This is a genomic window from Phyllobacterium sp. 0TCS1.6A (assembly GCF_026420825.1).
GTDB lineage: Bacteria > Pseudomonadota > Alphaproteobacteria > Rhizobiales > Rhizobiaceae > Phyllobacterium.
This window is the reverse complement of sequence record NZ_JAPMAB010000008.1, coordinates 142,052-160,471: the sequence shown is the minus strand read 5'-3', so window position 1 is coordinate 160,471 and position 18,420 is coordinate 142,052. Positions and strand designations below refer to the sequence as shown.

The following is an 18,420-nucleotide window of genomic DNA, read 5'->3' as shown; positions in this document are numbered from 1 at the left end:
GTCTATTGACGGGGCATTGCGACCATGGCGCTAGAGCTTACCGCGGAACAACGCGCTATCGCCAACGGCGGCAGCGGCGAAGGCGCAGCGATGGCCATGCGCATCGTTGCCGCAACAGCGGAACTGATGGGCGCACCGTCGCTGATCCCGATCGCCTCGGCCCATATCGACGGCGCGCTGTACCATGGCGATTCCGGCACCTTGTTCGCGGAGCGGCTGGTCGATTGCGGGGCCCGCGTCAGCGTGCGGTCCACGCTCAATGTCGGCTCGCTCGATCTTGCCGCCTGCTCCGCCAATCGGCTGCCGCCGCATGAGCGGGAGATGGCGCGCCGGATGATGTATGCCTATCGCAAGCTTGGCTGCGAGCCGAGCTGGACCTGTGCGCCGTATCAGGCGGGGCACCGGCCGGCTGCTGGCACCGACGTTGCCTGGGGCGAGTCCAATGCCGTCGTCTTCTGCAACTCCGTACTGGGCGCGCGGACCAATCGCTATGGGGATTTTCTCGACATAGCCTGCGCCATAGCGGGCGTTGCGCCCTTTTATGGCTTGCACCGCCCCGAAAATCGCCGGGCGGAGATCATTTTCGACGTATCGGGATTGAATCCGGACTTTCTTGCCTCGGAAAGCGCCTGGCCGATACTCGGCAGCCTCTATGGCCGCGAGGTGGGCGCTGCTATCGGCGTCGTCGAAGGCATCGCACGTCATCCCGGCGAGGATGCGCTGAAGGCTTTCGGCGCGGCATCGGCATCGGCCGGTGCGGTCGGCCTGTTTCATGTGGCGGGCGTGACACCCGAAGCTCCGACCGTCGCGGCAGCGCTGCAAGGCCGGGAACCGCGCATGAGGCTCGACGTCACCATGGAAATGGTCGCCGACTCGCGCACGCGGCTTTCCACCGCGCTCGGTGCCAATCGCATCGATGCGGTTGCCATCGGCAGTCCGCACCTTTCGATCGAAGAGTTCGAGCGGCTGGAGGCATTGGTCGCCGGACGACGCCTGAAGGTCCCGCTCTATGCCTGCACCGGGCGGCACGCCCTCGCCGCGCTGGATCGTGACGGGCGCCGCGCTGCGCTGGAAAGATGCGGCGTCGTCATCGTCGCCGATACCTGCGTGGTGGTGACGCCCATCCTGCCGGACAAGAAAGACGCGGTTCTGATGACAAATTCCGGAAAATTCGCCCATTATGCCCCCGGAAACACCGGATATGGCGTCATTTACGGCTCCCTCGCCGAATGTGTCGCAAGCGCCATGGCAGGGGAGCCGGTCTTCGAGGCGGCGGCATGAACGGGAAAATCCTCGTTTCCGGCACTCCGGCCCGCGCGCCGGCCCTGATTTTCACCGCTCCGATCAGCTTCTGGGGCGGAATCAACCCGAAAACGGCGATGGTTGCCGATGTCAGGCATCCGCAACATGGCCTCTCGATCAGCGGCAAGGTCCTGTTCCTGCCCGGCACGATCGGCTCGTCGTCGGCAGCCGCCATATTGCTTGAACTTGTCTCGATGGATATCGCCCCGGCGGCCCTCGTCCTGCATGAGCCGGACGCGATATTGCTCCTCGGGCTGATCGTGGCGCAGGAGATGGGGCATTCGACGCCAATCGCCATTCAGATGGACCGCAGCGGATATGCCGATCTTGCCGGCCGGATGATCACCATCGCCGCTGACGGGACGCTGTCGGCCGAATAGCGAGACCCATCAAGCCCTGTTCGGCAGGACCCGGTCCGGCGGGCGGTGGCCGTCGATGAAGGTGCGAATGTTGATGATGACCTTCTCGCCCATGTCGATGCGGCCTTCTAGCGTCGCCGATCCCATATGCGGCAGGATGACGACCTTCCCTTCCTTGGCGAGCTTGCGCAGCTTGGAGTTCACGGCGGGCTCGTGTTCGAACACATCGAGCGCAGCTCCGGAGAGCTTGCCGTTTTCCAATTGTTCGATCAGCGCCTGCTCATCGATGATCTGGCCGCGCGCAGTATTGACGATGAATGCGCTCGGCTGCATCAGCGCGATGCGGCGTGCCGACAGGAGATGAAAAGTGGCAGGCGTCGAAGGACAATTCACCGAAATGATGTCCATCCGCGCCAGCATCTGGTCGAGACTGTCCCAATAGGTGGCTTCCAGCTCTTCCTCGGTCTTCGGGCTTACGGGCTTGCGGTTGTGGTAGTGGATCGACAGGCCGAATGCCTTGGCGCGGCGCGCGACCGCCGTGCCGATCCGCCCCATGCCGACAATGCCGAGCCTTTTGCCCCATATACGGCGGCCTAGCATCCATGTCGGGCCCCAGCCTTCCCATTTTCCGTCGTCGAGCAGGATGGAGGCGCCTTCCACAAGGCGGCGCGGTACCGCCAGCATCAGGGCCATCGTCATGTCCGCGGTATCTTCGGTGAGGACATTCGGCGTATTGGTTACCGTAATGCCGCGGGCCGCAGCCGCGCCGACATCGATATTGTCCGTTCCATTGCCGAAATTGGCGATCAGCTTAAGGTTGGGACCGGCTGCATTGATGATCTCCGCGTCGATGCGATCCGTCACGGCGGGCACGAGAACATTGGCATGGGCGACGGCCTCGACGAGTTCCGCCTTTGATAGCCGCCTGTCGTCGACATTGAGGCGCGCTTCGAAAAGCTCGCGCATGCGGGTCTCGATCGGGTCCGGCAATTTGCGGGTGATGACGACCAGAGGCTTTTTGTTAACCAATATTCCCCTCCCTTTCAGCGAGCCTATTGAGACCTCTTTAACCAAGTCGTTGCAAACTGCAATGCTGTTGCGCCGTCCGTTCAAATGTCTACCAAGGCGGCGCATCAAAGACAAAGAAAAACAGGATCGCCGTCAAATCGACCCATGGAGTCGTGGCCAGGACGGCGATGAAGGACTGACATTGTTGACTGCCAAGATACTCCGCCCGTACCTCCTTGCCGCCGCAATAGCGACTGCACTCGTGCCCGCTTCGGCCATTGGCGTGCCAAGTGCCACCAGCGCGATCGCCGCGGGCCAGGTGGGACCGAGCGGCCTGCCCCTGCCCCGTTTCGTCAGCCTGAAGCCCGGACGGGTCAACCTCCGCGTCGGTCCGGGACGGGACTACGCTGTGACCTGGCTGTTCCTCAAGTCCGGCCTGCCCGTCGAGATCATCCAGGAATATGACAACTGGCGGCGCATACGCGATTCAGAGGGCACAGAGGGCTGGGTTTACCAATCCCTGCTCTCGGGCAAGCGCACCGCGCTGACCGCGCCCTGGCAGCGCGACAAGGACGGCTTCATGCTGAACGTCTACCGAAACGCGGATGACAAGGCGCCCGTCGTCGCCAAGGTCCAGCCCGGCGTGCTCGGCACCCTCAAGACCTGCGATGGCGATTTCTGCCGCGTGGTCTTCAGTGGCACGAGCGGCTGGATGCGCCAGACGGATATCTGGGGCGCCTATCCCGGCGAAAAATTCGAAGACTGAGATAATGGCCGCAGCCGACGCGAAAGATCAGCTGCGCTTCTTGCGCAGGCGGATCACGATATCGACGTTCACGATCTCCATTCCCTCGGGCACCGGCGGCAGATTGCCAACCATGGCAGCGCCATCGGGAATGTCGATCACTTCATTTTCGCCTTCGACGAAGAAGTGATGATGATCGGAGACATTGGTGTCGAAATAGGTTTTCGCACCCTCGACCGCCAGAATGCGCAGCATCCCGGCCTGGGTGAACTGGTGCAGCGTGTTGTAGACGGTCGCCAGGGAAACCGGGACGTCGGCGCCCAGCGCTTCCTCGTGCAGCTCTTCAGCCGAAAGATGCCTGTCGCCTTTTGAAAAGATCAGATTGGCAAGTGCGATACGCTGGCGGGTCGGCCGCAGCCCGGCAAAGCGCAGGCGCTCCTCCAGCGGCACATCCTCATCGATTTGGTACGATATATGCATGGCGCTCATGCCACTCCGTTAACCAGTTTCTCAAGTCCAGCGTCGATTTCACCCACTCAAACTTATCATTCATATATGCGGTCTTGCGGAATCGATCAATAGGCTGCAATTACGGGGCCGGTCCGGGCAAAAGGGCGGTCCGAGGGTGCAATTCGCCCATGGGAACGTGCAGGTCTCCCATGCAAAGCAAGGGTTCCATTTGCCCCCGCTTTGCTCTAGGAAGCGTTTTCAGGCGGAAACACTCTGTGATAGGGTCTCGCGCCTGGGCTCCGGCACCATGTGCGGGATTGAAGTTACCGATGGGAGAAAGAATGCCAGAACAGAAATCAAGCTACGGGTATGATGAGCTCCTGGCCTGTGCTCGGGGAGAAATGTTCGGCCAAGGCAATGCCCAGCTGCCTGCGCCACCCATGCTGATGTTCGATCGCATCACCGAAATATCCGAAACCGGCGGCGAGAATGGCAAGGGCTATATCCGCGCCGAATTCGATATCAAACCGGACCTCTGGTTCTTCCCCTGCCACTTCATCGGCGACCCGGTCATGCCGGGCTGCCTGGGGCTCGACGCCATGTGGCAGCTTACCGGCTTCTATCTCGGCTGGCTCGGCGAGCCCGGCAAGGGCCGCGCCCTTTCCACCGGCGAGGTCAAGTTCACCGGAATGGTGACGCCGAAGACGAAACTCGTTGAATATGGCATCGACTTCAAGCGCGTCATGCGCGGTCGGCTGGTGCTTGGCATCGCCGACGGCTGGTTAAAGGCCGACGGAGAAACTATCTATAAGGCAACCGACCTGCGTGTCGGCTTGTTCAAGGAAAGCGCCGCCTGAGTTTCGGGCGCCTTCAGGGAGATCGCAATGCGGCGAGTGGTTGTGACGGGCATGGGCATCGTGTCCTCTATCGGCAATAATGTGCAGGAAGTCTTGCAATCTCTGCGCGAGGCTAAATCCGGCGTCGTTTTCGCTGAAGAATATGCGGCTCTCGGGTTTCGCAGCCAGGTAAAAGGCGCGCCCACGCTCGATCCTTCGACCGTTGTCGATCGCCGCGCCATGCGTTTCCATGGCGGTGGCACCGCATGGAACCATGTAGCGATGGAACAGGCCATAGCCGATGCCGGGCTCGGGGAAGAACTCATTTCGAACGAGCGCACCGGCATCATCATGGGATCGGGCGGATCGTCCACCCGCACCATCGTCGAAGCCTCGGAAAAGACCAAGGAATCCGGCTCCAGCAAGAAGGTCGGCCCCTTTGCCGTGCCGAAGGCCATGTCCTCCACGGCTTCAGCAACGCTCGCGACCTGGTTCAAGATCAAGGGCGTCAACTATTCCATATCGTCCGCCTGCGCCACGTCCAACCATTGCGTCGGCAATGCCTATGAGATGATCCAGTATGGCAAGCAGGACCTGATGTTCGCTGGCGGCTGCGAGGATCTCGACTGGACCCTCTCCGTACTCTTCGACGGAATGGGCGCCATGTCCTCCAAATTCAACGATCGCCCGGCCGTCGCGTCGCGCGCCTATGACAAGAACCGCGATGGCTTCGTCATTTCCGGCGGTGCCGGCGTCCTCGTTCTCGAGGAACTGGAACACGCCAAGGCGCGCGGGGCCAGGATTTATGGCGAGGTGGTCGGCTATGGCGTGACCTCCGACGGCGCGGACATGGTTGCCCCGAGCGGCGAAGGCGCGGCCCGCTGCATGCGGATGGCGCTCGCCAATGTCGCCGGCAAGGTGGACTATATCAACCCGCACGCCACTTCGACGCCGGTCGGCGATCTGAAGGAGATAGAGGCTATCCGTGAAGTGTTCGGCACCGGCGACGCCTGCCCGCCCATCTCGGCGACGAAGTCGCTGACCGGTCATTCGCAGGGCGCGACCGGCGTGCATGAATCGATCTATTCCCTGCTGATGCTCAATAATGATTTCATCGCGGAAAGCGCGAATATCGAAGAGCTCGATCCGGCATTCGAGGATATGCCAATCGTGCGCAAGCGGATCGACAACGTCAAATTGAATACCGTCCTGACCAATTCTTTCGGTTTCGGCGGCACGAATGCTTCGCTGGTTTTTCAGCGTTACGAGGGTTGAGGGGAAAACATGGGTGAATTGATGAAGGGCAAGCGCGGTCTCATCATGGGGGTCGCGAACAGCCATTCGATTGCCTGGGGTATCGCCAAGGAACTGGCTGCCAATGGCGCCGAACTTGCGTTCACCTATCAGGGCGAGGCCTTTGGCAAGCGCGTTGCCCCGCTCGCGGCGCAACTCGGCTCGAAGCTGCTGCTGCCTTGCGATGTCGAGGACATATCGACCGTGGATGCGGTGTTCGATACGCTGGAGAAGGAGTGGGGATCGATCGATTTCGTCGTCCACGCCATTGGTTTCTCGGACAAGTCGCAGCTCAAGGGCCGCTACGCCGATGTCACCACGCGTGACAATTTCAGCCGCACGATGGTGATTTCCGCCTTTTCCTTCACCGAAGTATCGCAGCGCGCATACAGGCTGATGAAGAATGGCGGCTCGATCCTGACGCTGACCTATGGCGGATCGACGCGCGTAATGCCCAATTACAACGTCATGGGCGTGGCGAAAGCCGCACTGGAGGCCATGGTGCGTTATCTTGCGGCCGATTACGGCCCCGAGAAAATCCGCGTCAACGCGATTTCAGCTGGTCCCGTCCGCACCCTGGCCGGTGCCGGTATCGGCGATGCCCGCGCCATCTTCTCCTACCAGAAGCGCAATGCACCGCTTCGCCGCACCGTCGATATCGAGGATGTCGGCCGCTCGGCGCTCTATCTGCTTTCCGACCTGTCGAACGGCGTGACCGGAGAGATTCACTACGTCGATTCCGGCTACAATATCGTATCGATGCCGACCCTCGAGGAGCTCAAAAGCTCCGACGACGGCAAGGAATAAGGGCAGAACCCGGCCGAAAAGAAGCTCGGCGATGCGTTATTTCCGGGCTTCCATCACCTTGTAACCCGAATTGTCTTCAAGCGATTGCACAGACCTGAACTGGGCTTTCAGCCCGGTTTCATAGGGCATCTGCCGATTGGCGACCAGCAATAGCCGCCCACCGGGCTTCAGCCGCTTCGCCGCCGCCGCGATGAAGGCCTGGCCAAGCGATGGATCGGCGCCACGGCCGGCATGGAATGGCGGGTTCATGACGATCGTATCGAAGGTTTCCGTTATCGGCTCGCCGATGACGTCATGCCAGTGGTAGTTGACGGGAACGCCTGCCGTTCCGACATTCCTCTTTGCCGCTTCGAGCGCTTCGAAATCCGCCTCGTAGAGCGACAGCGATTTCAGCTTGCCCGCTTCGTTCAGGACCTCGGAGCCGAGATAGCCCCAGGCCGCGCCGAAATCCGCGACATGGCCGGCAATGCGACCGGCAAAGTGCCTGACCAGCATGGCTGAGCCCTTGTCGATGGCAGAATGCGAGAACATGCCGGGTGCAGTGACGAAGCGCCCATCCAGCAGCCCTTCCTTGAGCGCCAGCGCATCGAGCGCGGCCGGATCGACCGCTTCGGGGCGGCGGAACCAGAAGACCACCGCATGGTTCTTCGACAGGCTGTCCCCTATCGGCGCAATCGCCTTCGCCGTCTTGCGCAGGCTCTCGATGCCGAGCTTCTTGTGACCGCAGATGACGATCATGCCGCCGGGTTTCACCTGCCGCAATGCCTCGGCAAGCCAGTCCTCGTTCCGGCCCCGGTGCTTCCCGATCAGCAGCAGCGCGCCATCGAACAGCTTGCCCGGTGCCGGTCGCGGCTCAACGGCAAGCCCGGCCGCCCTAAGGGCGAGATAGTCCGGCCGGAAAGGCTGGACGCAGGTCAGGTGGCCGATCCAGTCTGCATCGATGGAAGCGCTCGCCGCAGCGCCCAGAAACAGCCATTGTTCGCTGCTGGCGGGGGCAAGCAGATTGCCTTCGCGGAAGGGTAGAAACAATGTCTGCAACGCGCCAGCGGTCATTCTCGGGCCAATCCATCATAGAAGCTGTTTCCGGTCTTGCCGGACGTTCCAACGGAAAAAGCGCGCCATGGGGCGCGCTCTTTCTTGTCATTGAGCCAGGGAATTATTCGGCGTCTTCTTCGACGGCCTTCTTTTCCTGGACGATTTCCTTGCCGGTCTCCTGGTCCACGACCTTCATGGACAGGCGGACCTTGCCGCGTTCGTCGAAGCCCATCAGCTTGACCCAGACCTTCTGGCCTTCCTTGACCACGTCCGACGTCTTGGCGACGCGCTCGGATGCGAGCTGGGAAATATGGACCAGACCGTCGCGCGGGCCGAAGAAATTGACGAAAGCGCCGAAATCGGCGGTCTTGACGACCGTTCCTTCGTAGATTTCACCAACTTCGGGTTCTGCCACGATCGAATGGATCCACTTGCGGGCCGCTTCGATTTCCTTGGCCGACGACGACGCGATCTTGACCGTACCGTCATCCTCGATGTTGATCTTCGCGCCCGTCTTCTCGACGATCTCGCGGATGACCTTGCCGCCGGAACCGATGACGTCACGGATCTTGTCGGTCGGGATGTTCATGACCTCGATGCGCGGAGCGAATTCGCCGAGTTCCGAACGGCCCTCGGTGATCGCCTTGGACATCTCGCCGAGAATATGAACGCGTCCGTCCTTGGCCTGCGCCAGGGCGACCTTCATGATCTCTTCGGTGATACCGTCGATCTTGATGTCCATCTGCAGTGCGGTGATGCCGCTATCGGTACCGGCAACCTTGAAGTCCATGTCGCCGAGATGATCCTCATCGCCGAGAATATCGGACAATACGGCAAACTTCTCGCCTTCGAGGATGAGGCCCATGGCAATGCCGGCAACCGGGCGGAGCAGCGGAACGCCGGCATCCATCAGTGCCAGCGAGGTGCCGCAGACAGTCGCCATCGACGACGAACCGTTCGACTCGGTAATATCGGAAACGGCACGCAACGTGTAGGGGAACTGTTCCTTGGCCGGCAGGACCGGATGGATGGCGCGCCATGCGAGCTTGCCATGACCGATCTCACGACGTCCCGGCGAACCCATGCGACCCGTTTCACCGACCGAGAAGGGCGGGAAATTGTAGTGGAGCATGAAGGTTTCTTTGTACATGCCGGTCAGCGAGTCGACATACTGCTCGTCTTCGCCGGTTCCGAGCGTGGCAACCACGATCGCCTGCGTCTCGCCGCGCGTGAACAGGGCCGAACCGTGCGTGCGGGGCAGAAGGCCAACTTCCGAAACGATCGGACGAACGGTCTTCAGATCGCGGCCATCGATGCGGGAGCCGGTGTCGAGAATGTTCCAGCGAACGATCTTCGCCTGAACCGACTTGAATACGGTCGCAATCTGCTCCTGCGAATATTCGGGTTCCTCGACGCCCTCGGGGAAGAAATGCGCCTTGACCTTGGCCTTGGCAGCGTCGAGCGCAGCGTAGCGCTTCTGCTTGTCGATGATCTTGTAGGCTTCGCGCAGATCGGCTTCGACGACCTTGAGCACCGCGGTTTCCACTGCGGAAAGATCCTCGGCAGCGAATTCGCGCGGCTCCTTGGCGGCGACTTCGGCGAGCTTGATGATCGCGTCGATGACGGGCTGGAAGCTCTTGTGGCCGAACATCACGGCGCCGAGCATCACGTCTTCGGCCAGTTCCTTGGCTTCCGACTCGACCATCAGGACCGCGTCGCCCGTACCGGCAACAACGAGATCGAGGCTCGATTCCACCATCTCGTCGACGGTCGGATTGAGCTTGTATTCACCGCCGATATAGCCGACGCGCGCGCCGCCGATGGGGCCCATGAAGGGCACGCCCGACAGCGTGAGAGCAGCAGAAGCACCGATCATCGAGACGATGTCGGGATTGTTTTCGAGGTCGTGCTGGATGACGGTCAGGACGACCTGCGTGTCGTTCTTGTAGCCGTCGGCGAAAAGCGGACGGATCGGACGGTCGATCAGGCGCGAAACAAGCGTCTCGTTTTCGCTCGGGCGACCTTCACGCTTGAAGTAGCCACCCGGGATCTTGCCGGCGGCATAGGTCTTTTCCTGGTAGTTGACGGTCAGCGGGAAGAAATCCTGGCCGGGCTTCGGCTCCTTGGCGGAGACCACGGTGGCGAGAACGACAGTCTCGCCATAGGTGGCGAGAACCGCGCCGTCAGCCTGACGGGCGATCTTGCCTGTCTCGAGAATGAGCGGACGACCGCCCCATTCGATTTCAACTTTGTGTTGATTAAACATATCTTGTCCTTGAGTGAAGAAAGCGGGCCGCCCCTTGGCGGGCGCATTCCTTCCGTTTCGTTCAGACCAATCACGGGCAAGACAACGCGCAACTCCCGTTCACGAGTTGCCTGCAATCCTGCCCCATGACCTGTCTCATGGTTTATACTACCGCCGAGGCGATAGGGAAACCGGCGGCAACGCAGAAGCGCTACCGCCGGTCAAATGCGTTAGCGGCGCAGGCCGAGCTTTCCGATCAAGGTCTGGTAGCGGCCTTCGTCGATCTTCTTGAGATAATCAAGAAGACTGCGGCGCGTTGAAACCAGCTTGAGCAGGCCACGGCGGGAATGGTTATCCTTCTTGTGGTCCTTGAAGTGCTCGGTCAGGTTGACGATACGTTCCGTCAGAACTGCCACCTGGACTTCCGGAGAACCGGTATCGCCTGGCTTGGTTGCATATTCGGTGATGATCGCCTGCTTGCGTTCAGCGGTAACCGACATCGTATATCCTTTCTAGAGAAGAGGAAAAGGGGATGCCCACGGCCGGGATGTCGTCCAGCGGGGGCCGGTTTAGGCAGCAAACCAATTGCCGCTGGGCCGCATATAGTCGAAAACGCCGCAAATTACCAGCCGCAAATGTTTCTGCGGCCGACAGCGCCTCAGCGGTCACGACCTTCAGCCCTCGCCCGCGTCAGGCGGTAAACACCCGCTTGGGGTTGAACTGGCCGTTTTCGATAAAGCCGATCGCCAGGAGCTTGCCGCGAATGGTGATACAGGCCTCGTCGGCCTCCACCGGGGCATCGCGGCCGCGCAGGATGATGGGATTGCCCATGCGTATCCTGTGCGCCTGATCCTCGGAGACGGCCAGCTGCGGCAGGTCTTCCAGAGCGGCGACCGTATCGATCAGGAACTCGTCCATGACGGAAAAGCGTTCCGCAATGGCGGCATAGGAATTGTCGGCATCCTCTGCCGGCGCGGCCGGATGAGCGGCCTCCAGCTCCTCCAGCGTTACGAGGTCCGCTTCACCGAAAGGCGCCACTTCGACACGGCGCAGGTCGGTCACGTGGCCGTAGCAGCCGAGTTCCCGGCCCAGGTCGCGGGCGAGAGACCGGACATAGGTGCCCTTGCCGCACTCGACTTCAAAGACGGCACTGTTCGCGTCCGGCAATTCCAGAAGGTCGAGCCGATCGATCTCGACCTCGCGTGCCGGTATCTCGATTTCCTCGCCGCCCCGCGCCAGGTCATAGGCGCGCTCGCCGGCAATCTTGATCGCCGAGAACTTCGGCGGCGTCTGCATGATCACGCCGGTATATTTCGGGAGCAGCGCCTTGATCGCGGTTTCGTCCGGGCGCTGGTCCGAGGTGAGCGTAACCTCGCCCTCGAGATCGTCCGTGGTGCGCTCGGCGCCCCAGGCGACGGTGAACCGGTATATTTTGGCGCCGTCCATGACATAGGGTACGGTTTTTGTCGCTTCGCCAAGCGCAATGGGCAACATGCCCGACGCCAGCGGATCAAGCGTCCCCGCGTGGCCGGCCTTTTCTGCCTTGAACAGCCATTTGATCTTCGAAACGGCGTCGGTCGAGCCCATGCCCTTCGGCTTGTCGAACACCAGCCAGCCCGAAACCGGACGGCCCTTCTTCTTGCGCTGACGTGTCATCTGCCCGTTGCCGCCTCAATTATCGCCATGGCCCGGTACGTCGCCCGGATTGGGAGCGCCGCCATCATCATCGTCCTGATCATCCTCGAGATCGCGCGTGACTTCCGGCTTCCGCAGCAAGGCGTCGATCTTGGCGTAATTGTCGAAGCTGGTATCGATGCGGAAGCGGAATTCCGGCATGTATTTCATCTGCCGCAGATGGGTTGCCGCCCTGCCGCGGATGAATTTCGCATGCTTGTTCAACGCTTCGATAACCGCGTCGGAATTGGCCGCGCCGATGGGCGAGACGAAGCAGGTTGCGATCTTCAGGTCCGGCGACATGCGCACTTCCGAAATGGCGACAACGGCGTTGTCGAGCGTCGCGTCACGCACGTCGCCGCGCTGCAGCACCTGCGAAACGGCGTGACGAACCTGCTCGCTCACGCGCAGCTGGCGTTGTGAGGGACCAGATCCTGTTGAAAAGCGGGCCATGATTATATTCCATGCAGACGAGGACCGCCGGTGAGCCCGGCGATCCTCGTATTTTCTATGCGAACGCTATGATTACAGCGTACGGGTTACATGTTCGACGCGGAAGGCCTCGATCACATCGCCTGCGCGAATGTCATCATAGTTCTCGAACGCCATGCCGCATTCCTGGCCAGCCGGCACTTCGGACACTTCATCCTTGAAGCGCTTGAGCGTCTTGAGCTTGCCCTCGTGAATGACGACATTGTCGCGGATGAGGCGCACGCCGGCGCCACGTTCGACCTTGCCTTCGGTAACACGGCAACCGGCGACCTTGCCCACCTTGGTGATGTTGAACACCTCCAGGATTTCGGCATTGCCGAGGAAGGTTTCGCGCCGTTCCGGCGAAAGAAGTCCCGACATGGCCGCCTTAACGTCATCCACCAGATCGTAGATGATGTTGTAATAGCGGATTTCGATACCGGCCCGCTCGGCTGCATCACGCGCCTGCTTGTTGGCACGCACGTTGAAGCCGATGATGGCGGCATTGGAGGCCTCCGCCAGCGCGATGTCGCTCTCGGTGATTCCGCCGGCGCCCGAATGGATGATCCGCGCACGAACCTCGTCGGTGCCAAGCTTGTCGAGCGAACCGGCGATGGCTTCGATCGAACCCTGCACGTCGCCCTTGATGAGCAGCGGGAATTCTTTCTGCCCGGTGACCTGCAGCTGGGACATCATCTGTTCCAGCGAACCGCGTGAACCGGCCTGGCGGGCCACGACCTTTTCACGGGCGAGACGGGTGCGATATTCGGAAATCTCGCGCGCCTTTGCCTCATTCTCCACGACGGCGAAACGGTCGCCTGCCTGGGGCGGCCCCTGCAGGCCGAGCACCTCGACCGGCGTTGCCGGCGCAGCTTCCTTCATGTTCTCGCCGCGGTCATTGACCAGGGCGCGGACACGGCCCCATTCGCTGCCGGCAACGATGATATCGCCAGGATGAAGCGTACCCTTCTGCACGAGAACGGTCGCGACGGAACCCCGCCCGCGCTCGAGCTTGGCTTCGACGACCACGCCTTCCGCCGTGCGGCTCGGGTCTGCCTTGAGATCGAGAATTTCCGCCTGAAGCAGGATGGCTTCCAGAAGCTTGTCCAGACCGGCTCCGGTCTTGGCGGAAACTTCCACGTCCAGCGTCTCGCCGCCCATGGATTCCACGAAGACTTCGTGCTGCAGCAGGCCGTTGCGGACCTTTTGCGGATCAGCGGAAGGCTTGTCGACCTTGTTGATGGCAACGATGATCGGCACGCCGGCAGCCTTGGCATGATTGATCGATTCGATGGTCTGCGGCATGACGCTGTCATCCGCCGCAACCACGAGGATCGCAATATCCGTCGCCTGTGCGCCGCGTGCACGCATCGCGGTAAAGGCGGCGTGGCCCGGCGTGTCGATGAAGGTGATCTTCTGACCATTCTGCTCGACCTGATAGGCGCCGATATGCTGCGTGATGCCGCCGGCTTCGCCCGAAACGACGTTCGCCTTGCGGATGGCATCGAGCAGCGAGGTCTTGCCGTGATCGACGTGACCCATGATCGTGACGACGGGAGGCCGCGAAACAAAAGCTTCCGCATCGTCCTCGACGTTGAAGATACCTTCCTCGACGTCCGACTCGGCGACGCGGCGAACCGTATGGCCGAATTCCTCGGCGATCAGCTGTGCCGTATCGGCGTCGATCAGATCGCCCGGCTTCATCATCTGACCTTCCTTCATGAGGAACTTGATGACGTCGACCGAACGCTCAGCCATACGCTGGGCCAGTTCCTGGATTGTGATCGTTTCAGGCAGGATAACCTCACGGGCAATCTTCTCGCGCGTTTCCTGCTGCATGCCGCGCTTGAACTTCTCCTGGCGACGACGCATTGCGGACAGGGAACGGCTGCGCCCTTCCTCGTTGAGCGCCGAACCGAGCGTGAGCTTGCCACGGCGACGTTCGTCCTCGCCCTTGACGACCTTCGGCGCGCGCACTTCGGGCTTGGCTGCAACGCCAGGACCGCTGCGGCGTGCGCCGCTCGGCCCGCGACGGCTCTCATCCTCTTCGGCGGCGTTCGGCCGGCGCTGGACAGGCTTGGCGCCGGCGTCCTCGACCTTTGCATCAGGCTGGCGCTTGCGGGATTCTTCCTCGGCGCGCTTCTTTGCCTCGGCTTCGCGGCGCAGACGTTCTTCTTCCTCGGCCTGGCGGCGTGCGGATTCCTCACGCTCCTTCGCCCGCAAGGCCTCTTCCTCGGCGCGGCGGCTCGCTTCGATGGCGGCCTTGGCCCGATCTTCGAGGTCGCGTGCCTTGGAACCTTCGAGCGCCTTGCGGCGCGCTTCGATCTCGGCAGCCGAAAGCGTGTTCAAGACCATGCCCGAGCGCTCATTGGAGCGCTGGCCGGATGGCCGGTAGGGCTGTTGCGCGGGACGCTGCGGCGGCTGGCCACGCGATGGCGCTGCCGGGGCACGCGTTGCCGGTTGCGAGGGCTGCGCGGGTTGCGCGACCTGGGCCGGCTGGCTCGGCGCAGCAGGTGCCGCCGGGCGCGGCGCCGGGGTCGCGGCAGCCGTCTGCGGCGCTGCGGGCTGCACTGTCGGCGCCGGCGCAGGTGCTGGAGCGGGCGCTGGTGCGGCGGCAGCGGCGGGTGCAGGCTCCGGCTTCTGGTCCGGTATATTGAACTTGCGCTTCTTCGTTTCCACGACAACAGACTTCGTGCGGCCGTGACTGAAGTTCTGCCGCACTGTGCTCTGTTCTACACCGGGCCGCTTCAAGGTCAGGGTTTTCTTATTGACGCCAAGCGTCTTGTCGTCGGTCGATTTTGTATCGCTCATTCCGTTTCCGTTTCCTTCGCGACAGTCGCCGCCTTAGCGTCAGCCTTGCTGTCAAGACCATCGCGAAAATGCTGTAGCAGCCAGGCTCGCTTCGTGAACCCGGCAGCTGCCGTTCCCTTGAGCACGGCAGCATGTATCACATTTACCCCGCCCAATGCCAAATCCATTTCATTGCTTTCGAACAATGAAAGAGCGGGTATTTCCGGCCCGCCCGCATAAACAACCGAACGGCGGGCCTGGTCAAGCTTGCGGACGCCATCTTCGGCGGCCTCGGACGCATGAAGCACCAATCCGGCTGTGCCATTGCGTATGGCGGCATCCACTTTTGCGGCCCCTGTTATCACAACACCGGCCTTGCGCGCCAACCCAAAACTGCCCAAAGCCGATTTTACCAGCATTCGGTCGACAATCTGGCCGAAATCATCCGGCACGATCACATTGGTTTTCAGGGCGCGCGGAAACAGCTTCCGCTTTACCGCCTCGTCAATATAGCGCCGTTGCGCCTTAATCCAACACCCCCTGCCGGGAAGATTGTGCTTAAGGTCCGGTACAACCACACCATCGGGCCCGGCCACGAAGCGGATCATGTCCTCGGCAGAACCCGCCTCGCGCGTAACGATGCACGTCCTGTCGTTCATGTTCTCAACCACGCCCGGGCCGCCTCGGATCAGACGGCGGCCTCTTCGTCGGCCACCTCGGCTTCAGCGTCGGCCTCGGTCGCCAGATCGTCTTCCGTGATCCAGCCGGCCTTCAGGCGAGCCGCCAGAACCATCTGCTCCGCATCGGCCCTGCTGACTTCGAACGCCGACAGGATACCCGCATGGGCGATGGTTTCACCATCCTTGCGCTCGCGCCAGCCGGTCAACTCGTCGACCGCGTAGCCAGCGAAATCCTCGACGGTCTTCACGCCATCTTCGCCGACCGCGACAAGGATCGCATTGGTCATGCCGGGCAGATCGCGAAGTTCGTCCGAAACGCCGAGCTCCTTGCGGCGGGCATCACGCTCTTCTTCGATGCGTCCGAGATATTCCTGGGCGCGCTGCTGGATTTCCGCAGCCGTCTCTTCGTCGAAACCATCGATCGAGGAAATGTCGTCGCTGTCGACATAGGCGATTTCCTCGACGCTGGCGAAGCCTTCGGAAGCGAGGACCTGGCCGACCATCTCGTCGACGTCCAGCGCATCCATGAAGAGATTGGACCGCTCGACGAATTCCTTCTGGCGGCGTTCCGATTCTTCCTGCTCGGTCAGGATATCGATATCCCAGCCCGTGAGCTGCGATGCGAGCCGGACGTTCTGGCCACGGCGGCCGATCGCAAGTGATAGTTGGTCATCCGGGACCACAACTTCAATACGCTCGGCATCTTCATCGAGCACGACCTTGGAAACTTCCGCAGGCTGGAGCGCATTGACGATGAACGAAGCGGGCTCCGGCGACCACGGGATGATGTCGATCTTCTCGCCCTGCAATTCGCCGACCACCGCCTGGACGCGGGAGCCGCGCATACCGACGCAGGCGCCGACCGGATCGATCGAGGAATCCCTCGAAATCACGGCGATCTTGGCGCGGGAACCGGGGTCGCGGGCGACGGACTTGATCTCGATGATGCCGTCATAGATTTCCGGCACTTCCATGGTGAAGAGCTTCGCCATGAACTGCGGATGGGTGCGGCTGAGGAATATCTGCGGCCCGCGCTGCTCGCGGCGCACGTCATAGACATAGGCGCGCACGCGGTCACCATAGCGGAACGTCTCGCGCGGGATCAGCTCGTCGCGGCGGATGATGGCTTCGCCGCGGCCGAGATCGACGATGACATTGCCGTATTCGACGCGCTTGACGCTGCCATTGACGATCTCGCCAACGCGATCCTTGTATTCATCATACTGCCGGTCGCGCTCGGCCTCGCGCACCTTCTGCACGATGACCTGCTTGGCCGACTGCGCGGCGATGCGGCCGAAATCCATGGGCGGAAGCTGGTCGGCGAGGAAATCGCCCGGGCGTGCATCGGGGTTGCGGTCGCGGGCCGCATCCATGCCGATCTGCGTTACCGGATCCTCGACGTCTTCGACCACTTCGAGGAGACGCTGCAGCTTGATCTCGCCGGTCTTGGCGTTGATGTCGGCGCGGATATTGGTCTCCTGGCCGTAGCGCGAGCGTGCCGCCTTCTGGATGGCGTCGGCCATTGCTGCGATAACGATCTCGCGGTCGATGGATTTTTCCCGGGCCACCGCATCGGCGATCTGCAGAAGTTCTAGCCTGTTTGCACTGACTGCCATGTTCTTCTCCTTGAGTTCATCGCCACGCTCCTCGGCGGGCGTTGAAATAATCTAATTCTGGTCCGTATCTTGCTGATCGGCGTCTTCCTCGCTGGGAATACGGCCTTCACGCAAATCCTTGTCGCGGCGCAGCGCATCACGAATGAGATCGTCCGTGAGAATGAGGCGTGCGTCGGAAATCATTTCGAATGGAATGGCCACGGCAGGCTGATCGCCATAGGTCGCCTGGTCCGCTTCCACAGTCACCGTATCGGCGGAAATCGCGGCAATGCGGCCGCGGAATTTCTTGCGCCCTTCCAGCATGGCCGAGGTATCGACCTTGACGATATGCCCGGTCCAGTTGGAAAAATCGGACTTCCGCACCAATGGCCGGTCGATACCGGGCGACGAAACTTCCAGATGGTAATTCCTGTCGATCGGATCTTCGACGTCCAGCACCGGCGAAAGGGTACGGCTGACGAGTTCGCAATCCTCGACGGTCATCGTGCCGTCGTTGCGCTCCGCCATGATCTGCAATGTCAGACCATTGAGGCCGGTCAGGCGCACGCGAACGAGCCTGAAACCGATCGACTCCAATACTGGCTCCACAATGCCGGCAATACGGGCATCGACGCCCGTCTCGGTGATTATGCGCTCATCCGTGCCTTCCGGCAGTGTCGGTGATTGTTCGTTATTGACGCTTGTCGTCACGCAGATTTTCCCTGTTTTGGCCTTAAGAAACAAAAAAGAGCGGGACCTGTGTGGACCCACCCCTGTTCGAACCGACCAAGAATATGAGCCTTATATACCGAAATCATGCGCGTGTTTCAAGCGGCGATTTCCTGCGATGGACAGCAGCGTCGCTCGTGGCGCATGGCTGCCCTGCGTCCCCGGCACTTATCAAAGGCCGGGCCGCTACCTATGTTTGCTGCAACGCAACAACCTCAAAGAGGATGCAATGAAGCCCGCATACACACCCAAGGCCATTTCCCGCATGCTGAGCGTATTCGGCAGCGCCGTGGCTGCCGCTTCCGCCACGCGCACGGGCTATCAGCCCGCTCCGTCGGACCTGCGCGCGCTCGGGATCGATCCGATACAGTTCCGTAGCATCACACGCCTTTAAGTCTGCC

General features: G+C 61.4%; 18 protein-coding genes. 7 read left to right on the top strand and 11 right to left on the bottom strand.

Annotated features, from left to right (window positions below):
- Positions 1-24: 24 nt before the first annotated feature.
- Together OSJ75_RS17300 and OSJ75_RS17295 are read left to right on the top strand one after the other, a co-directional pair.
- On the top strand, positions 25-1,281 hold the full coding sequence (locus tag OSJ75_RS17300) for an aconitase X catalytic domain-containing protein (RefSeq protein WP_267228888.1): 1,257 nt from the start codon (positions 25-27) through the stop codon (positions 1,279-1,281).
- On the top strand, positions 1,278-1,682 hold the full coding sequence (locus OSJ75_RS17295) for an aconitase X swivel domain-containing protein (protein WP_267228887.1): 405 nt from the start codon (positions 1,278-1,280) through the stop codon (positions 1,680-1,682). Before OSJ75_RS17300 ends, OSJ75_RS17295 begins: the two co-directional genes overlap by 4 nt.
- A 9-nt stretch (positions 1,683-1,691) precedes the next feature.
- Here the strand turns inward: OSJ75_RS17295 and OSJ75_RS17290 are convergent, their stop codons facing one another.
- Positions 1,692-2,693, bottom strand: coding sequence for a 2-hydroxyacid dehydrogenase (locus tag OSJ75_RS17290; RefSeq protein ID WP_250019239.1), 1,002 nt, complete (start codon positions 2,691-2,693; stop codon positions 1,692-1,694).
- Between the two features lie 181 nt (positions 2,694-2,874).
- On the opposite strand from OSJ75_RS17290, the gene OSJ75_RS17285 reads away from it, so the two are divergent.
- Positions 2,875-3,435 carry an SH3 domain-containing protein gene (locus OSJ75_RS17285; RefSeq protein WP_416362580.1) on the top strand — a complete coding sequence of 187 codons (561 nt, stop codon included), beginning with the start codon at positions 2,875-2,877 and terminating at the stop codon, positions 3,433-3,435.
- 27 nt (positions 3,436-3,462) lie between these two features.
- Here OSJ75_RS17285 and irrA read toward each other — a convergent pair whose 3' ends face one another.
- Positions 3,463-3,894, bottom strand: a complete 432-nt coding sequence (gene irrA, locus OSJ75_RS17280; protein ID WP_250019241.1) for an iron response transcriptional regulator IrrA — start codon at positions 3,892-3,894, stop codon at positions 3,463-3,465.
- Between the two features lie 311 nt (positions 3,895-4,205).
- Between irrA and fabA the strand changes: the two genes are divergently transcribed.
- Genes fabA through fabI form a run of 3 tightly spaced genes read left to right on the top strand, consistent with a single transcriptional unit; the run spans position 4,206 to position 6,800 of the window.
- Entirely contained in the window at positions 4,206-4,721 is a 516-nt protein-coding gene (gene fabA, locus OSJ75_RS17275; RefSeq protein ID WP_250019174.1) for a 3-hydroxyacyl-[acyl-carrier-protein] dehydratase FabA, read from the top strand.
- A 27-nt stretch (positions 4,722-4,748) separates the two neighbouring features.
- On the top strand, positions 4,749-5,975 hold the full coding sequence (fabB, locus tag OSJ75_RS17270) for a beta-ketoacyl-ACP synthase I (protein ID WP_250019175.1): 1,227 nt from the start codon (positions 4,749-4,751) through the stop codon (positions 5,973-5,975).
- A 9-nt stretch (positions 5,976-5,984) separates the two neighbouring features.
- Positions 5,985-6,800 (top strand): enoyl-ACP reductase FabI, encoded by an 816-nt coding sequence (gene fabI / locus OSJ75_RS17265; protein WP_250019176.1) that lies wholly within the window; start codon positions 5,985-5,987, stop codon positions 6,798-6,800.
- A 36-nt stretch (positions 6,801-6,836) separates the two neighbouring features.
- On the opposite strand, the gene OSJ75_RS17260 is transcribed toward fabI, so the two are convergent.
- From OSJ75_RS17260 to rimP, 9 genes are all read right to left on the bottom strand, one after another.
- Positions 6,837-7,853: a class I SAM-dependent methyltransferase gene (locus tag OSJ75_RS17260; RefSeq protein ID WP_250019177.1), complete on the bottom strand. Its 1,017-nt coding sequence runs from the start codon at positions 7,851-7,853 to the stop codon at positions 6,837-6,839.
- A gap of 103 nt (positions 7,854-7,956) precedes the next feature.
- The gene (gene pnp, locus OSJ75_RS17255; protein ID WP_267228886.1) at positions 7,957-10,101 is read right to left on the bottom strand and encodes a polyribonucleotide nucleotidyltransferase; all 2,145 of its coding nucleotides are present in this window, start codon (positions 10,099-10,101) and stop codon (positions 7,957-7,959) included.
- A gap of 209 nt (positions 10,102-10,310) precedes the next feature.
- Positions 10,311-10,580 carry a 30S ribosomal protein S15 gene (gene rpsO, locus OSJ75_RS17250; protein ID WP_250019179.1) on the bottom strand — a complete coding sequence of 90 codons (270 nt, stop codon included), beginning with the start codon at positions 10,578-10,580 and terminating at the stop codon, positions 10,311-10,313.
- 190 nt (positions 10,581-10,770) lie between these two features.
- Positions 10,771-11,736: a tRNA pseudouridine(55) synthase TruB gene (gene truB / locus OSJ75_RS17245; RefSeq protein WP_267228885.1), complete on the bottom strand. Its 966-nt coding sequence runs from the start codon at positions 11,734-11,736 to the stop codon at positions 10,771-10,773.
- Positions 11,737-11,751: 15 nt separating this feature from the next.
- On the bottom strand, positions 11,752-12,207 hold the full coding sequence (rbfA, locus tag OSJ75_RS17240; protein ID WP_250019181.1) for a 30S ribosome-binding factor RbfA: 456 nt from the start codon (positions 12,205-12,207) through the stop codon (positions 11,752-11,754).
- 72 nt (positions 12,208-12,279) lie between these two features.
- Positions 12,280-15,036 (bottom strand): translation initiation factor IF-2, encoded by a 2,757-nt coding sequence (gene infB, locus OSJ75_RS17235; RefSeq protein ID WP_267228884.1) that lies wholly within the window; start codon positions 15,034-15,036, stop codon positions 12,280-12,282.
- Positions 15,033-15,674 (bottom strand): RNA-binding protein, encoded by a 642-nt coding sequence (locus OSJ75_RS17230; RefSeq protein WP_250019183.1) that lies wholly within the window; start codon positions 15,672-15,674, stop codon positions 15,033-15,035. The genes infB and OSJ75_RS17230 overlap by 4 nt, the downstream gene beginning before the upstream one ends.
- A 29-nt stretch (positions 15,675-15,703) precedes the next feature.
- The gene (nusA, locus tag OSJ75_RS17225; RefSeq protein ID WP_250019184.1) at positions 15,704-17,311 is read right to left on the bottom strand and encodes a transcription termination factor NusA; all 1,608 of its coding nucleotides are present in this window, start codon (positions 17,309-17,311) and stop codon (positions 15,704-15,706) included.
- A gap of 51 nt (positions 17,312-17,362) precedes the next feature.
- A complete protein-coding gene (gene rimP, locus OSJ75_RS17220; protein WP_250019185.1) occupies positions 17,363-18,001 on the bottom strand; it encodes a ribosome maturation factor RimP in 639 nt (212 codons plus the stop codon).
- Between the two features lie 247 nt (positions 18,002-18,248).
- On the opposite strand from rimP, the gene OSJ75_RS17215 reads away from it, so the two are divergent.
- Positions 18,249-18,413: a hypothetical protein gene (locus OSJ75_RS17215; RefSeq protein ID WP_267228883.1), complete on the top strand. Its 165-nt coding sequence runs from the start codon at positions 18,249-18,251 to the stop codon at positions 18,411-18,413.
- Positions 18,414-18,420 lie beyond the last annotated feature (7 nt).

What these genes read in the sequence shown, in the direction of transcription:
- fabA (WP_250019174.1), top strand. Translation starts at nt 4,206, where the DNA reads ATGCCAGAACAGAAATCAAGCTACGGGTATGATGAGCTCCTGGCCTGT.
- infB (WP_267228884.1), bottom strand. Translation starts at nt 15,036, where the DNA reads ATGAGCGATACAAAATCGACCGACGACAAGACGCTTGGCGTCAATAAG.
- OSJ75_RS17230 (WP_250019183.1), bottom strand. Translation starts at nt 15,674, where the DNA reads ATGAACGACAGGACGTGCATCGTTACGCGCGAGGCGGGTTCTGCCGAG.
- pnp (WP_267228886.1), bottom strand. Translation starts at nt 10,101, where the DNA reads ATGTTTAATCAACACAAAGTTGAAATCGAATGGGGCGGTCGTCCGCTC.
- OSJ75_RS17215 (WP_267228883.1), top strand. Translation starts at nt 18,249, where the DNA reads ATGAAGCCCGCATACACACCCAAGGCCATTTCCCGCATGCTGAGCGTA.
- truB (WP_267228885.1), bottom strand. Translation starts at nt 11,736, where the DNA reads ATGACACGTCAGCGCAAGAAGAAGGGCCGTCCGGTTTCGGGCTGGCTG.
- nusA (WP_250019184.1), bottom strand. Translation starts at nt 17,311, where the DNA reads ATGGCAGTCAGTGCAAACAGGCTAGAACTTCTGCAGATCGCCGATGCG.
- fabB (WP_250019175.1), top strand. Translation starts at nt 4,749, where the DNA reads ATGCGGCGAGTGGTTGTGACGGGCATGGGCATCGTGTCCTCTATCGGC.
- fabI (WP_250019176.1), top strand. Translation starts at nt 5,985, where the DNA reads ATGGGTGAATTGATGAAGGGCAAGCGCGGTCTCATCATGGGGGTCGCG.
- OSJ75_RS17295 (WP_267228887.1), top strand. Translation starts at nt 1,278, where the DNA reads ATGAACGGGAAAATCCTCGTTTCCGGCACTCCGGCCCGCGCGCCGGCC.
- rbfA (WP_250019181.1), bottom strand. Translation starts at nt 12,207, where the DNA reads ATGGCCCGCTTTTCAACAGGATCTGGTCCCTCACAACGCCAGCTGCGC.
- OSJ75_RS17260 (WP_250019177.1), bottom strand. Translation starts at nt 7,853, where the DNA reads ATGACCGCTGGCGCGTTGCAGACATTGTTTCTACCCTTCCGCGAAGGC.
- rpsO (WP_250019179.1), bottom strand. Translation starts at nt 10,580, where the DNA reads ATGTCGGTTACCGCTGAACGCAAGCAGGCGATCATCACCGAATATGCA.
- irrA (WP_250019241.1), bottom strand. Translation starts at nt 3,894, where the DNA reads ATGCATATATCGTACCAAATCGATGAGGATGTGCCGCTGGAGGAGCGC.
- OSJ75_RS17300 (WP_267228888.1), top strand. Translation starts at nt 25, where the DNA reads ATGGCGCTAGAGCTTACCGCGGAACAACGCGCTATCGCCAACGGCGGC.